The sequence below is a fragment of the Lactobacillus sp. ESL1191 genome (assembly GCF_058504435.1).
The window spans coordinates 1,423,818-1,439,677 of sequence record NZ_CP196365.1 but is presented as its reverse complement, the minus strand read 5'-3'; the positions used below and the strand labels follow the sequence as shown (position 1 = coordinate 1,439,677).

At 44.2% G+C, this 15,860-nt stretch carries 13 protein-coding genes; 9 read left to right on the top strand and 4 right to left on the bottom strand.

Features of this window, described 5'->3' with window-relative positions:
* Positions 1–83 precede the first annotated feature (83 nt).
* From ACSYSN_RS07170 to ACSYSN_RS07160, 3 genes are all read left to right on the top strand, one after another.
* On the top strand, positions 84–1,313 hold the full coding sequence (locus ACSYSN_RS07170) for an MDR family MFS transporter (RefSeq protein ID WP_491712152.1): 1,230 nt from the start codon (positions 84–86) through the stop codon (positions 1,311–1,313).
* A gap of 96 nt (positions 1,314–1,409) precedes the next feature.
* A complete protein-coding gene (locus tag ACSYSN_RS07165; protein ID WP_491712151.1) occupies positions 1,410–3,359 on the top strand; it encodes a M13 family metallopeptidase in 1,950 nt (649 codons plus the stop codon).
* A 153-nt stretch (positions 3,360–3,512) separates the two neighbouring features.
* A complete protein-coding gene (locus ACSYSN_RS07160; RefSeq protein ID WP_491712150.1) occupies positions 3,513–3,803 on the top strand; it encodes a hypothetical protein in 291 nt (96 codons plus the stop codon).
* Between the two features lie 128 nt (positions 3,804–3,931).
* Here ACSYSN_RS07160 and ACSYSN_RS07155 read toward each other — a convergent pair whose 3' ends face one another.
* The 4 genes from ACSYSN_RS07155 to ACSYSN_RS07140 all read right to left on the bottom strand — a co-directional run bounded on the left by ACSYSN_RS07155 (position 3,932) and on the right by ACSYSN_RS07140 (position 9,544).
* A complete protein-coding gene (locus ACSYSN_RS07155) occupies positions 3,932–5,470 on the bottom strand; it encodes an L-lactate permease (RefSeq protein ID WP_491712149.1) in 1,539 nt (512 codons plus the stop codon).
* 399 nt (positions 5,471–5,869) lie between these two features.
* On the bottom strand, positions 5,870–7,900 hold the full coding sequence (locus tag ACSYSN_RS07150) for a KUP/HAK/KT family potassium transporter (protein WP_491712921.1): 2,031 nt from the start codon (positions 7,898–7,900) through the stop codon (positions 5,870–5,872).
* Positions 7,901–8,018: 118 nt separating this feature from the next.
* A complete protein-coding gene (locus tag ACSYSN_RS07145) occupies positions 8,019–8,456 on the bottom strand; it encodes a hypothetical protein (RefSeq protein WP_491712148.1) in 438 nt (145 codons plus the stop codon).
* A gap of 221 nt (positions 8,457–8,677) precedes the next feature.
* On the bottom strand, positions 8,678–9,544 hold the full coding sequence (locus ACSYSN_RS07140; RefSeq protein ID WP_491712147.1) for a hypothetical protein: 867 nt from the start codon (positions 9,542–9,544) through the stop codon (positions 8,678–8,680).
* Positions 9,545–9,761: 217 nt separating this feature from the next.
* On the opposite strand from ACSYSN_RS07140, the gene ACSYSN_RS07135 reads away from it, so the two are divergent.
* The 6 genes from ACSYSN_RS07135 (at position 9,762) to ACSYSN_RS07110 (ending at position 15,745) form a co-directional block, all read left to right on the top strand.
* Positions 9,762–9,974, top strand: coding sequence for a DUF1659 domain-containing protein (locus ACSYSN_RS07135; protein ID WP_491712146.1), 213 nt, complete (start codon positions 9,762–9,764; stop codon positions 9,972–9,974).
* A gap of 22 nt (positions 9,975–9,996) precedes the next feature.
* Positions 9,997–10,233, top strand: a complete 237-nt coding sequence (locus ACSYSN_RS07130; RefSeq protein WP_491712145.1) for a DUF2922 domain-containing protein — start codon at positions 9,997–9,999, stop codon at positions 10,231–10,233.
* 512 nt (positions 10,234–10,745) lie between these two features.
* The gene (locus ACSYSN_RS07125) at positions 10,746–12,581 is read left to right on the top strand and encodes an SLAP domain-containing protein (protein ID WP_491712144.1); all 1,836 of its coding nucleotides are present in this window, start codon (positions 10,746–10,748) and stop codon (positions 12,579–12,581) included.
* Positions 12,582–12,672: 91 nt separating this feature from the next.
* On the top strand, positions 12,673–14,034 hold the full coding sequence (locus ACSYSN_RS07120) for an SLAP domain-containing protein (protein WP_491712143.1): 1,362 nt from the start codon (positions 12,673–12,675) through the stop codon (positions 14,032–14,034).
* A gap of 160 nt (positions 14,035–14,194) precedes the next feature.
* Positions 14,195–15,028, top strand: coding sequence for a hypothetical protein (locus ACSYSN_RS07115; protein WP_491712142.1), 834 nt, complete (start codon positions 14,195–14,197; stop codon positions 15,026–15,028).
* Between the two features lie 228 nt (positions 15,029–15,256).
* A complete protein-coding gene (locus ACSYSN_RS07110; RefSeq protein WP_491712141.1) occupies positions 15,257–15,745 on the top strand; it encodes a sigma-70 family RNA polymerase sigma factor in 489 nt (162 codons plus the stop codon).
* Positions 15,746–15,860 lie beyond the last annotated feature (115 nt).

The following is a 15,860-nucleotide window of genomic DNA, read 5'->3' as shown; positions in this document are numbered from 1 at the left end:
CTTTTACGGGTAACTCGGGGTGTTCTTTTTGAGGGCAACTTGCTACACTAGTAATTGGATTTAAAATAGGAAGGACTGAATAAATGAAAATTACACATGGTTTTCATAAGGAAAATGACCAGGAAGTTAAATTAAGTTGGCTTCTGCTAGGAGAACTAGCGACGTGGATTGGGGCCAGTTTTGTCTGGCCCCTAACTTCGGTTTACCTTAACAAGCAGTTGCACATCAGTCTTTCAGTTATTGGAATTGTGCTATTTTGCAACTGCGCTAGCAATGTGTTGGGGTCCCTTGCGGCCGGGCGCTTCTATGATCGCTGCAACCCATATCCGCTAATTGTTGCGGGCCTTGGCCTTAATGCCCTGGTCTTATTTTTTATGGCTTTTTTCCATGGCTGGCCGCAATACTGGATTTGGTTAGTCATTACCGGCTTTCTTGATGGTTGGGATGCAACGATGATTAACTCAATTGCTACCAGTCTGCGTAAGCATCCTGGGCGCTATGTGTTCAACCTGATTTACTTTGCTCAAAACGTCGGCACTGTTACTGGGACACTCTTGGTGGGTTACTTGTATGACTTTTCCATTGAGTTTCTATTCTTGTTAGCCGCTAGTCTTTTTGCTATTGCCTGCATTAATGCGGCGATTCATTATCGGCCAATTAGTGGCTTTCACAAACGTCGGCAGGCTGCCAAGAAAATGGATACCGGCGAGAAACAAAAGGCTGAGCCGATGCCTAAGTACAATGCAATGCTAATGGTGGGCTTCTTAATCTCATTGGCAGTAACGTGGCTGATGTACATGAATTGGGAATCTAACCTCTCGGTCTATATGGTCTCGCTCGGCATTCCATTCCACATGTACAGCCTGCTATGGACCCTCAACGGGGCAATTATTGTAATTATTCAGGTATTACTGGCCCGCTTTCCACATGTCTTTAAAAACTTGTTCCAACAGATTATTTTTGGGACCGCAATGTTTGCTATTTCCTTTGCCACGTTGACTTTTGCGCGTGACTTCGGGCACTTTGCACTGTCAATGGTAATCTTGACTTTGGGAGAAGCGACTGCCTTTCCAGCCGTACCGGCCTACATTAATGACCTGTCACCGCTCAGCAGTAAGGGCAAGTATCAGGGCGAGATTAACGTGGCCCGAGGTATTGGTCAAGCCTTTGGTCCCTTGTTTGGCGGCTTGGTCATTGACCGGGCGGGCTACATTCCCTTCTTCATTATTGCCGCTGCCGGCATTTTCTTGATGGTTTTGCTGCTACTGCCGCTACATGCCAAGTTGCGGGGACGGATTAAGTTGTTTAAGTGATTCTGTAACGACTTTTTAATGTCCAAGCGTTGATTAAAATGATAATATTAATTTAGCATGATTTTAATTTGGATTTAAAAGAGGAGGATACTCTTGATGAAAAATACTTTTGCAGTCCGCGGCGGGAGCGGAGATGTCATTGAACCTAAAGTGGGTACACGCCCGCAGGATAATATCTACCTGGCAGTTAACTCTGAGTGGTTGGAAAAAACTAAGATTCCGGCAGACCGCTCACGCATGGCTTCCTTTGACGGGATTGACTTGAATGTTGAACAACACTTGATGCAGGACTTTGCCGACTTTGCCGCTGGCAAAAAGGCGGTCCCAGATGTACCCAATTTGGCTAAGGCAGTGGAGCTTTACCGGTTAGCTAAGGACTTTGACAAACGTAATCGTGAAGGTGCAGAGCCTATTAGGTCCGACTTGGCAGTTCTTACCGGGCTCAAGGATTTCGCTGATTTTAACCTGAAGGCGTCTGATTTAACCAGTTTTGCCTCAGTTCCGTTTAGTCTCAGTGTTGAACCAGACATGAAGAATACCAAGGTTAATGTCTTGAGTTTCACTGGTCCGACTACTTACCTGCCCGATACAACCACCTACCAAACGGCTGATGCACCCGAGCTGCTAGAAGTTTTACAAAAGCAGTCAGTTAAGTTGTTGCAAATGGCCGGTGTCGACCAGAATGAAGCCAAGCAGTATGCGGGCGACGCGATCAAGTTTGATGCCAAACTAGCCAAGGTAGTTAAGTCAACTGAAGAATGGGCCGACTATCCAGCTTCATATAATCCAACGGCAATTGCTGACTTCGAAGCTAAATTCAGCGACTTCAAAATCCAGCACTACCTACAAGAAGTGATTGGGGAAGAACCTGAACGCATTATTGTGGGTGAGCCGCGCTACCTCGACCATATTAACGAACTTATCAATCAGACTAACTTTGCTGAAATTAAGGGTTGGATAATTGTCAACTTTATCAACGATGTTGCCTCAGACCTGTCTCAAGCATTCCGTGAAGCAGCCTTTCCGTTCAGCCAGGCACTATCTGGTCAGCCACAGTTGGCAAGTGGAGAGAAGCAGGCTTACCGCATTGCTAATGGTAATTTTAGTGAAGTAGTCGGGGTCTATTATGGCCAGACATACTTTGGTGCAGATGCCAAGCGAGACGTTGAAGACATGATCCACCGGATGCTCGACGTGTACAAGGAACGCTTGCAGAGCAATAGCTGGCTGTCAGAGGCAACCAAACAACAGGCTGTTGGCAAGCTTGAGGCATTAGTCTTGAAGATTGGCTATCCAGATAAGATTGAAGAAATCTACAACCGCTTGCAAGTGATTCCAGCAAGTCGGGGTGGTAGCCTATATGCTAATGACCGCGCCTTTGGCATTACAGAGCAAAAGTATAACATTGAGCAGTTGCATAAGCAGGTTGACCGGACAGTTTGGGCAATGCCAGGCAACTTGGTTAATGCTTGCTATGATCCCCAGAGAAATGACCTGACTTTCCCAGCGGCTATTTTGCAGGCCCCGTTCTATGACTTGCAGCAGGATCGGGCGACGAACTTTGGTGGAATTGGAACGGTTATTGCCCACGAAATTTCTCATGCCTTTGACAACAATGGTGCACAATTCGATGAATTTGGAAACATGAAGAACTGGTGGAGAGACGAAGATTACGCTGAGTTCAAGCAGCGTACCCAAGCTGAAATCGATCTCTTTGATGGAATTGAATATGGCCCCGTGAAGCTGAATGGTAAACAGATTGTGTCAGAGAATATCGCTGATCAGGGTGGACTGACGGCCGCGGTGGAAGCAGCCAAGAATGAAAACGATGACTTGCAGAAACTGTTTGAAAACTTTGCCCGGATTTGGGCTAATAAGCAGCTGACGGAGTCAATTAAGACGCAGACAGCAGTAGATGTTCACGCACCGGGTCCCTTGCGTGCCAACGTCCAAACTCAGTGCCAGGATGACTTTTACAAAGTCTTTGACGTAAAGCCTGGTGATGGCATGTGGCTTGACCCAGACCAGCGTGTTGACATCTGGTAAGTGAGTCCTATTATAAGTATAAAAGTCCTATTCCTAAGCAGAAATAGGACTTTTTTAGGTGTAGCAAAAAATTAACTAAGTAGTGGTATTTTTGCAAAAGAGGACTATGATAATAAGAAAAGATTTTTGCTAGGCGGGGAGGTAGTTTCGATAATGCAAACAATAAATCGCTTTTATGCCAGGTATCAGTTAACAATTAGCTTCGTTATACCATTTATTTTTTTCTATTTTAACCGAGCAGTTAATGAAGCTCGTCACGGACATTTGATCGTTGGCTGCTGGAGCTTACTTGTCCTGCTGGTAACGTTAGCAGTGGAAACGCAAGCTAACCATGCGGCAACAGCGCAGCAAACAAGACGGATTAAGGTAGTTGGGGCCAGCGTGATTGGCGGAGTCATCCTGTTGGCGATTATTCCGCTTTGCTGGTACTTACTTACGGAATAAAGAAGCGGTAGCTAAAAGCAAAGCAAAAGACTAGCACGTGCTTGAATGGCAGGCTAGTCTTTTTTGATAATGTTGTTGCTGTGTTGTTTGTGCTATATTTTCTTTGTTTTATATAACTTCAAGCGGGTTTATAGTAAGCTCATCAGCTTCCCAACGATATAAACAATGGCACAAAGCGCTACGGTGTACATTGCACAATATGGTAGGGCCTTCTTCAAAAGGACACCTTCCTTACCGTCCAAGCCGGTTGCACCCGTTGCAATGGCGATACTCTGCGGTGAGATCATCTTCCCTGCGGTAGCACCGGCCATGTTGGCAGCGGCCAACCAGTAAGGGCTAACACTTAGGGCGTGTGCAGCTTGGGCTTGTAGACCACCAAACAGGACGTTGGCAGAGGTATCACTACCCGTAATGAAGATTCCTAGAACACCGATAATCGGTGAGATAACCGGGTAGAAAGGACCGGTGATAGCAACCAGGCTAACTGCAATCGTGGCAATCATGCCGCTGTATCCCATAACTTTTGATAAGCCAACAATGGCACAGACAGTTACAATGGTTTTACTCAACTGCTTGATTGTGCTACCTAAGACCGAGAGCATTTTGCCCAGTGACAGACCTTGCACGGCACCGCCAATGAGGCTTGATAGCAAGATCAGGGTACCAGGAGAGGTCAACCAGTCAATGTCTACCATTTTTGGATGTGCTCCAGTATAGAAGTGGAAGCTGGTCTTAACCCCAGCCAAGGCATTTTTAACGGCTGGGAACAGGGAAGAAGTGGCGATAATCAGGACAAACAACAGGATGAACGGGAACCAAGCCTTAACCTTATCGCTAGTCGACTTGTCGGATGCATCGTTAGCTCCATCGCTATCTTTTTTGTTGTACATCTTGGTAACTATGACGAGCGCAGCCAGGCAAACGATTGAACCGACAATGGATGGTAGTTCTGGTCCCATGTACTTGGTAATGAAGATTTGGGGAACAGCAAAAGTCAGTCCTGCCAGTAGCGTTGCGGCTAATACTCCATTACCCTTAAACGACTTCATCCCTTTACCGCCGGTTAGATAAACCAGTACAAAAGGAATGATAATAATTAAAATAAATAATTGAATGGAAACGAAGAAGCCTAATTCGGTTGCACCCAAGCCGGTTACTTTGGCCAAGGTAGTAATTGGCAAACCAATTGCACCAAAGGCGGTCGGAGCAGTGTTGGCAATCAGACAAATAACGGCTGCTTTAATTGGTTCCATTCCCAGCATAATTAGAATACTTGCAGGAATCGCTACGGCAGTTCCAAAGCCGGCGACGGCTTCTAGGAAGCCACCAAGTGCCCAGGCAAGAATCAAGACAAGAATTCTCATATCCTTGGTAATCGAGGTTAACATGGACATGATAGTGTCCATCCCTCCAGACTTTCTACTGATGTTATAGATAAAGACAGCAGAAATAATAACGTAAATAATTGGCCAAAATGCCATCATGATGCCGTCTAACCCGGCAGTCAGGCTGTCCGGAATGGAGAAGCCAAACCCGACAATACTCAACACAATCGCACTGACGAAGCCAATCACACAGGCAAGGTCGCCGCGAACGTGAAAGATGCCCAGGGATAAGATCAACCACACGATTGGGATAATGGCGATCACCGTTTTAAATAAATCCATTCTAATATCCTCCAAAAGATACATTCAACACAAGTAAAATATTCCTAGCATATCTTCAATTAAGAAATAAAAGATAATTGAATATAACCGCTTACATTATAGCATGCTAAAAGCAAAAATAAATATAAAAATCAAAATTTTGTGAAATTAAGCCAATAAAAATATTGATTTCAAGCTATTTATTTTGTGAAAAAATCAGCAAAGCTGCAAAGCAAGAGTTGAGCTACCTAAAAAGCAAGTACTGCTACTAGCAGTGAAAATAAGTATACTAGTGCAGGCAAAGCTTGTTTAGTTGATAACTAAATTGATCTAAATAATCATGAAAAGTTGGCAACATAAAAAGACATTGCCTGGTAAATTATACCGAAGTAATGCCTTTTAAAGTGAAAAATTATGAAATTAGCTATCTTGATCTTTTAAGTGGGAATAATCTCGTGCCGCCACTCGCCGGATATGCAGGTTGTGTCTTGGCTTACCCAAGATTAACGGTACTTGTTCGATTACGGTGTCAGTGTACTCAAGCCCGAACCAGGAAGCCGGATTAGGGGACAGGTTTTGGAGCCAGACACGGGCCTTTAACATCCACTTCTCAAAGCCCTTTAGCCGGGTTAAGGGACTGACGACATCGCTAACTAAGACAAAGGAGAAGTCACCGACCATTCGGCCAGGTGTAGTTGTGTATTCTTGCGGTTGAGACTCAATCGTGCCGTCTTTAATCAGGTCGTGAACAATCTGCCTTAGATACACGTTGACACTGGTCTGTTTCTTGAAACCAAGGAAGAGCTGGACGTTAATCACGTTCTTGGTACCGTAGGTATTGACTGCATATCTGGCGGTAAAGGGTTCGTTAGTAATGTTGACAGTAACGAACCAATAAGCTCGTGCCCTTTTTGGTCGTTTATCCAAAATTGAGTACAAAATTTCGCGCTTGATGAACTTGTTATACTTGACCGGGGCCATGTAAACGAGGTTGGTTGCGTAGATGGGGTAATCTTCATCGTGACTTAGGTCGGTGAGCATGTCAGTATACTCATCTAGCCGGACATAAGTACTTGCCCCTTCGTGCTTGTCGCGCACCTTATTGCCGAAGTACCAGATGAACATAATAATGCCAATGAAGCCCGCGATGAGTACCGTTACGTAACCGCCGTGCATGAACTTGGTCAAACTAGAGATGAGGAACATGCCCTCAATGAAACCAAAGACGATAAGAAAGAGCAAACGTAAGATGAACGGTCGCTTTTTAGTCCCCAAGTACTCAAATAAGAGCAGGGTCGTCATTAACATAGTTACGGTAATTGACAGACCGTAGGCGGCTTCCATATGCTGGGAAGTGCGGAAGAAGAGCACAATTGCAATGGTAGCAAGACAGATCATCTTGTTGACCGCCGGAATATAAATCTGACCGTGGGCAGTAGTTGGATAATGGATATTCATCCGCGGTAAGAACTTTAACCCACTGGCTTCAGAAACCAGGGTAAAGGAACCGGTAATGAGCGCTTGAGAGGCGATGATGGCCGCTATTGTTGCTAAAATAATACTAAATAGGCGCAGGTTGGCTGGAACAGCTTCAAAGAAGGGGTTAAGCTCAGTCCCGCCAGTGGTCTTGAAGTTGGGGTTTTGCAGAATCCAAACCCCTTGGCCGAGGTAGTTGAGGGCAAGGCAGGCAAAGACGTATGGCCAAGAACCATGAATATTACCGCGTCCAACGTGACCGACATCAGAATAGAGAGCCTCAGCCCCAGTTGTCGCCAGGAAGATTGAGCCCAGGATGAAGATGCCGGCCTTGTTAGCTGGACTAAAGAGAATCTTAATTGCCCAGATTGGGTTAAGTGCTTGGAGAATCGACCAGTCATGCGCCATGTTGTTGATGCCAACTAATCCTAGGAAGGTGAACCAGACTAGCATGATGGGACCAAAGGCCTTACCAATGCTGCTAGTGCCAAGCATTTGAATTGAAAACAAGGCCAGCAGAATAATAATCGTAATTAAAACGACTGCATTCTGGCTAGGAACTGGGATGCTGGAACCAAAGCGCATGTTCTTAAGACCTTCAATTGAAGTGGTAACCGTTACGGCTGGAGTTAGCGTGCCGTCAGCCAGGAGCGCAGCGCCTCCAATTAGCGCTGGCATTACTAGCCACTTGGCCCGTTTGCGTACTAGCGCATAGAGGGCGAAGATTCCGCCTTCGCCGCGGTTAGTTGCACGTAAGGCAATCATGACGTACTTAACGGTTGTTAATAGGGTAACCGTCCAAAAAATTAATGAGATTGCCCCCAAAATTAATTCTCGGTTGACATTGGCAATGCCACCGTTCCCGGTAACGATTGACTTCATTACGTAGAGTGGACTAGTCCCGATATCACCGTAGACAATCCCAATTGTGATTAATAATCCGGCTGCTGAAATGCGCTTTTGCTTCTGATCCATAGACATTTTAATACTCCCATAGACTTAACCCAAAATAGTTTAAGTAAAAAAGAATGTCCAAGCGACATCCTCTTTTAAAACTCTATTTTGTTCTTTTTTTCTTTATAGTACAAGTGAATTATGATAAAGAAGTAGAAATGTTGTTGCGGCAATCCTCGTACCAGTCGTCCCAGTCCTGGTAGGAAGTCATATTTTCTGCGATTACATCGTCTTTTTGGGCAATTTCTGTAACCAGATTGAGGAAGTTCTGGGCGTGATATTCTAAGGCATGGTTAACCAGGTCTTGGCGCCCGAACTTAATGTTGTCGAGTAAGTAGATGTTGATGTCAACCATGTTAGAGTCGACGTCGTAAGTGTTCATGATTTCTAAGTCGCGTTGATTGAACTTCGCAATATAGAAGTCGGTAAAGACTTGCAAGTACTTGGGTTGCTCGGCGAATTCCGCTGCTGGCATCGTGGTCCAAGTGGTTTCAGGAACGATAACCTGCAGATCTTCATTTTCTTGTTCTTCTTCGTTTTCTTGATCTTTGATGTTTTTCTCTTCGTTTTCGGTCAAAGCAGACACTCCTTTAGTAAAAATAGGAAACGTGAAAGTCAATAGTCATTTTACAGAGTTTAAATGGTAAAAGCAACCATTGGAACGTTTTCGCAAGGGCGGAATATGGTTGGTGATCAGGCTGAATACAAGGACTAGCAATGCAATACTAATCCGTAACAAAAATCGCCCTCACCGCAGAGTGCAGCAAGGGCGATTAGTTGACCGCATAAGTTGTTACTTTATGGCTTTAGGTAATTTTGCACATCTTGGCGGCTAATCTTGCTTGGCTTACTCTGACCTGACTTGCGGTACAAGTCAATCAAATCCTGCGGACTCCAAGATGAAGCATCATAACCCAGTTGACCAACGCGCTTGCGCAATTGCGTAATCTGCTTGTTTGTAACGGTCTTACCGTGCACCTTGTGGTCACCCATGGCACCTTCACCGGTCTTGCCGGCATTACCCGTGTCATTCTTACTTGCGCGACTTGACTTTGAACCGTACGGAACGGCTGCAGTGCCATTGTTGTTCTTGGCGGCCTTTTTGTTCCGTTTGATACCTTTTTGAGCCTGCTTCTTGTACTTGCTGTAGTATTGTCCGTTGATGTAAGGCAAGTCGAGTACGCGTTGGTATTGTTCAACGGCCTTCACGTATTGCCGGTCACTCTCTGCTTCCTCAGCTGCAGTGAAGATGGGCGTAATCTCGTGGTCGTAGTTGTCTTGCACGTCCTCGATGGTCTCCTTCAGCTGCTTGCCTTGCTTAACCAAGACGCCATAACCAGCACTTTGCTTGATTACCCCGTCAACGCGGTTAAGGGCCCGGTCGTATTTGCCAGCTTTAGTAGCCGTAATTGCTACCATCATGTTGTCAGACTGGTCTTTGTATGCCTTGGCCTGGTCGGTCTTCTTGATACCTAGCGCCTTCTCGAACGCACTACTTGCCCGCTCGTAGTCCTTGCCCGCAACGGCCTGCTTGCCGCTGGTCATTGCGTCATTATAGGAAGCATCGACCTGATTGTGGTTGGCTTTCTGGGTGGCGTAGAATACACCACCGCCAATGGCGATAACCACCACCGCCACAATTGTCAAAATTGTAGATTTCTTCATTAGGAAATATTCCTCCTTATTAGTACTAAGATTAATTATAGTTGCTTTAGGTCGATTTGACTACTTAATGATGTTTTTAAGCTAGAAAAATAAACCTTTCGCAAGAAAAATGTTACACTTGCCCCACCTAATTCGTTATTAATAGTGTAGGGAGCTGGCGCGCGAAGCACTTACGTGTAGAACTTACCAAACTATAATAAGGAAAGGTTTAGGAAACATGAATTTCGAGTTAATAGATCAGTCAATCCAGTATACCTTCTTGAATGACCAATACGGTGAGGCAGGGACCAAGGCCCGCACCTTCAAGAATGTTAAGCAGGGAGCGGCAGCTACAGGCCTAGCCGAAGTAGGTGGCGCCTTAGCGGGCCTACAGGGCGATGACCTGGGTAGTGCCACCCTGATTCAGCGGCAAGCAGTCCCGTTAAACTAATAGGAAGAAAGAGGTAATCACAATGACGACAACTAGAACTTTACAACTAGTATTCTTGACCAGTGCCGCTAAGAAGGCTAAGCTAGCGGTGCCACAGGCCAGTGCCAACTTAAATCAAGCGACTGTGAAGACAGCAATGGAGACAATTGCGCAGGCGAATGTCTTCGCTAAAGATGGGGTTGATTTGTATAAGGTTCCACAATCTGCTGCCTATATTGAACGAACTGTTACTAGTGTGTTCGATGATACTGCAGCTTAATCAAGCTAGCGTGCACCTAGTGCATGCAGTTATCAGGCTAATCAAGTTGCTTAAGCAGTATTTTAGGTCCAAGTAGAGACTTAACGATAGAAAGGTATGTCATATTGGCATGCCTTTTTACTTTATTTCGTTATTTGTTTGTAAAATTCGTGTAGCAATAAAAGCCCTTTACTACATCAATATCTTGGTAAAGGTTGATAACTGGCGCCCCATTCTGTTACAAAAAAAATCAAAAAATAAAGAAAGCCTAAGACTTTATTACAAAAGTATGTTAAATAAACGCACGTCTTGCAATTTCTCAGAAAGGTAGGTACAATATGAAATGTGGTAAGTAATAGCTATGCTTCAGGTTGAATTGCCTGTACGCATGCGCGTTCTTCAGCTCGAAAGCTACCTCATAAGAGTTATAAACTTATGAATTCGGCTGGAAGGGTGTTGTAACAAGGTAGGCTCAATGCAACCGAACCTATAGCCTATTACTATTTTGTATATACACAAGGAGGAAAGACCACATGAAGAAAAATTTAAGAATTGCTAGCGCTGCTGCTGCTGCTTTAATGGCAGTTGCCCCTGTTGCTGCATCTACTGTATCAACTGTTTTAGCTGATACTACTGTTACTGTTGTAGGTGGTACTACTAATACTACTACAGCAACTATTGGACTTGGCCTGAACATTACTAATGTTGCTAGCTTAGTTAACAATGACCCTGCTTCTAAAGTAGCAGCTACACTTGTAACCCCAACTTTGCCAACAGGTGCTGGTGTGTCAGTTTCAACAGCTAAGATTTACCCAGTGGGTGGTGTTGCTGTTAATGCTAATACTGGTGCAGTAACTATTACTGGTGCTCCTACCGAGCAACTTTCAACTACTGGTGAATACGTAGCTGTTGCTACTGCTTCTGTTACCAACTTAACGCCTAACAAGGAATATACTATTGTTGTAGGTGGTAAGAACTACAAGGCAACTACTGATGCTACAGGTATTGCTAGGGTTGATGTTGTTAGTGACAGCTTCAAGCTCTTTGACACTACTAAGACAGGTGCCCCAGTTGTTACTACACCAATTAAGCAAGCTGACAACACTTTACAAACAACTGTTGTAAGTTCTGGTGATGTTACTGCTGCTGCTGACACTGTTGGTTCTATTGCTACAGCAATTACTGACAAGTATACGCCAACAACTACTGACGCTGCAGTAGATGGCTCAGTTAATGCAAATGCTGCAACTGCAAAATTCACCAACCTTTACCAAGATATTCGTGATTCATTGAAGGCTGCTGGTGTTACTGTTAAGTCAGACGATACTTTTGCCAAGCCAGCTACGCCATTCAAGGTTACTTTGAACTTGCAAGCATCTAATGGTAAGACTGGTACTTTCGTAGTTACAGTTGACCCTGGTGTTGCTCAAGTTTCTGACTCATACCCATTGATTACTTTTGTACCAGGTGCTGCTTATCCTGGTCTGAGCTTCAAGGGTACTCAAACCATGAAGGACAATGATGCACTAGAAAAAGCTGCTTGGAACTATGTGCCAGTTAACAGTGCTATTAACAAGCCAGGACTTGAAGCTGACTTTACTGCTAAAGTAAGTAATAAGCCAGGTTCTGCAGCTATGAAGCCAACCTTTGACTACAGCAAGGTTAACACTAAGGTTGCTGGTAAGTACCCAGTAACTGTAACTGCTACTAACGCTGATAAGTTGACTTCGAAGTTGACTTTCATGTTAACTGTTGGTGCTAAGGGTGCTACTTACAAGACTGTTCAATCAAATGGTGCCGTTCCAGTTTACCAAATTACTGGTAACACTGTAACTGACTCCAAGACCATTGTTCAAAATGGTGACCAGATTGCTACTTTTGGCGAACCAGTTATCATCAATGGTAAGTCATACACTCACATTAACAGTGCTGATTCAGACCTTTACATTGAAACTCAATACATCGATGGTACTTTCAAGCCAGCTGACAAGGTTTCTAAGACCGTTATGCACAATGCTTTCATCTACGATGCTAAGCACAAGCGTGTTGGTACTAAGACTTTAGCAGCCTTCACTAAGGTTGACGTATTAGGCCAACCTACTAAGCTTGAAGACGGTAGTCTTGTTTACAAGCTTGCTGAAGGTGAAGATCAATACGTAATGGCTGACAACATTGATGGTACTTCACGTGTATTGAACCACAATGCATTTGTTTACAGCACCAGCAAGAAGCGCGCTGACAAGCGTGTTCTGCGTAAGGGTAACACTGTAACTACTTACGGTTCACCTTACACATTCAAGAACGGCAAGGCTTACTACCGGATTGGTGGTCCTTCGAAGCAATACGTTAAGGTTGCTAACGTTCGTTAATTAACTTTTGACAGTTAAGTTTTAATTGTTAATCTAGAAACCCGGAAACGAGCTAGTCGTTTCCGGGTTTTTTGGAAGAGAGGATAAACTCATGAAAAAGAATTCGAGAATGGTTAGTACTGTTGCTGCTGCTTTATTAGCAGTTGCTCCAGTTGTTGCAACGTCAGTATCAACTGTATTAGCTGATTCAACAGTTACTATTGATAATGGAACTGCCGTTAATACTGCTGATACTGCTACACTTAAGTTAAATATCAAAAATCTTGCTAGTCTAGCTAGCGGGGACCCTGCTGCTAATCTTGAATTTTCACTTGCAACGCCGAATAAGCCAGCAGGTGCTCAAGTTGAGTCAACAGTAGCCAAAATTTATAAGTCAGCTACTGACACAGCAGAAGTAGATGGAAATGGTAATGCAGCCCCTATTTTAGCTCCCGATGTAGAACCAGCACCAGATGATAAAGGATTAGTGGTCTCTGGTACGGAAGTTCAGAATTTAGCTGCTAATACTAATTATATTGCATCATCAACTGTTACCATTAGCGGTTTGACTGCTGGTAAGACATATGCAATCACGATTGGTGATGGGGTATACAATCTTACTGCTGATAGTGCAGGTAAGATTACTGGAATTGGTGTAGTTAGCGACGCGTTCCAACTTTTCACTGCCAAACCTGGTACACCAATTGTTAAGGAAAATGGGACGAAAGTTACTTCAGGTGAAGTTAAACTTGCCGCTACAGATACCAAGATTGATGCCATTGCAGCAAAGATTATGGGTAAATACACTGTAGCTACTGATGCCACTGCAACGGCTGATTTCAGCAACATTCAAGCTGATATTCGTGCCTCTCTCACTGCTGCTGGCATTACTGTAAGTCCAGACGGTAGTTTTGTTCAGCCAACAAGTCCATTCAAGGTTACTTTGAATTTATTGGCAGAAAATGGTAAAACTGCTACTTTTGATGTTATGGTTACACCAGCAGTTGTTATTAACCCAGGTCCTGTTAATGGTGGTGGAGCTACCACTACTACTCCAGTAACTGGTGCTACTGATGGTTCTTCCAAGCCAGCTGAGGACAAGGTCTCAAAGACTGTTATGCATAACGCTTACATCTATGACCTTAGCCACAAGCGTGTTGGCACTGAAACTTTACGTGCTTTCACTAAGGTTGATGTATATCGTCAACCAGTTAAGCTTGAAGATGGTCGTCTGGCCTACAAGATTGCTGAAGGCCAATACGTAATGGCTGACAACATTGATGGTACTTCACGTGTATTGAACCACAATGCATATGTTTACAGCACCAGCAAGAAGCGCGCTGACAAGCGTGTTCTGCGTAAGGGTAACACTGTAACTACTTACGGTTCACCTTACACATTCAAGAACGGCAAGGCTTACTACCGGATTGGTGGTCCTTCGAAGCAATACATCAAGGTTGCTAACGTTCGCTAATTAACTTATGACAGTTAAGTTTTAACTGCAAGGATTAATAACTGAAACGGAAACAAGAAATTGTTTCCGTTTTTTGTTGCACTTTTTTAGCAGTTTTATTATTATAAGTCACTTCTCTTGTATAATTGGCATAACCAGACAATTTAAGGGAGGAAGAGTAATGACAACCGATAATAATAGATGGAATTTGCCCAACAATGAGAATTACCGTAATTGGTCTAAGCGCCTGCTTCGTGAGCAGATTGGACACGACTCGCTGCTCGACCATTATTTGACGGTTAATCAGAACTACTGCATTAACTTAAAGACCATTGCTGTTTATGAGTTTCAGAAGCAACCACTTCTGGGCAAGTATAAGAGTGTGGTCTTTGACAGCCAAGCAGGTATTGTGCTAAGTAAGCGCGGTTCCAGTGCGCTCTTCACTTCTTATGGTAAGCAATGTCTACTTGCCGGAATTGAATTTCAACGTGAATTTGCCCGTAAGATCAACATTAAGGGTCGCAATACCCTTGCGACTGGTCGCTTAGCCTACTTCTCTATGCGCAGCTATAATGCTGGCAATGTTGACTGGGTTGCCTTGCACCAGATGGTCAGCTTCAAGGTCGTTAAGGAGCATACAATTAACTTTGAACCGGTTGGTCGGGGTAGGGGTATTTTTACCTTTAATAATTGCACTAACCGAATCCATGACCGTCTCCGCAATGGCTTACTGTACAACCACTATCTGTGTGAGTTAGGCCTGACCCACCTAGAAGAGCGGTTGGGTTGGAAGGTCAAGCCGCCTAGTGGCCCCTCACTAATTGACCAGTCTGACTACTTCCATCCGCACCAATCAAGTAGTCACCTATCCTTGAATGCAATCTTGCATGACTTACTCAACAAGAAGCATTCCCGCTATGTCCAATACCTAGCAGACTACTACGAACAGGCCTACTTAACTGAGTCACATCGAATCATCTACCACTTGAGTCAACGTCCTGATACACTCTATTAATCATAGCCGCAAATCTACATAGATTTGCGTTTTTTGTGGTCTTTTTATACCCATAGATTAGGTCTTACCAGTATGGACGACCGCTCATCAGCTACTTTAGGGCCACCCGGGTGACAATGATGAATATTATTGTCAGCGCTTACAATAACTGGCTTTGCAATAACTGACTAACTTGCTAATCTTAGGCTACACAAGCGCTTGTGACATTAATTTAAGGAGAGTCACAAAATGAAGATTAGCAAAAGAGCATTCTTAACGGCATGGGATAACCAGCGGTTAGTCCGGGGGGCATTGAAGGCTGCCCGCGTTAGATACAACCATCCCAACTATGAGGACTTCTTCCAGGAGGGCATATTGTTGTATGCCGAGCTGCTTAGTCAATCGCGGGAATTGCCCCGGATAGAAGTCGACCGGCGGTCCTTTCGCAAGATTGTCTGGCGAACCATCGACCAGCTGCGCAAGAATCAGCGGCAAGAGACGCAAGAACTTGACCAAGATCTGGTCTGGGTCAGTCAATCGACGAGTTGGGATAACTACTTAACCCTAGAGCACGAGTTGGTAAGAATGTCCCCAATTGAACGCATCATCTTCTTCAAGCACCTAGTATTGGAGCAGCCTATTAATTCTTTAGTAGTTGAGAGCGGACTTAGCCGAGGACAATTGCAACGCATCAAGCATAACTTGCTGGTCCGTTTACGCAATGTTTTAGAAAATTAAATTACCATTTGTAACATAGAAAAGCCAATATTACTTTTTGACTACAAATAGGCAGAAAGTATTGTTTATCAGCAAATTGCTCGATACAATAAAAGGGTCAATTAGGGAGGAAACA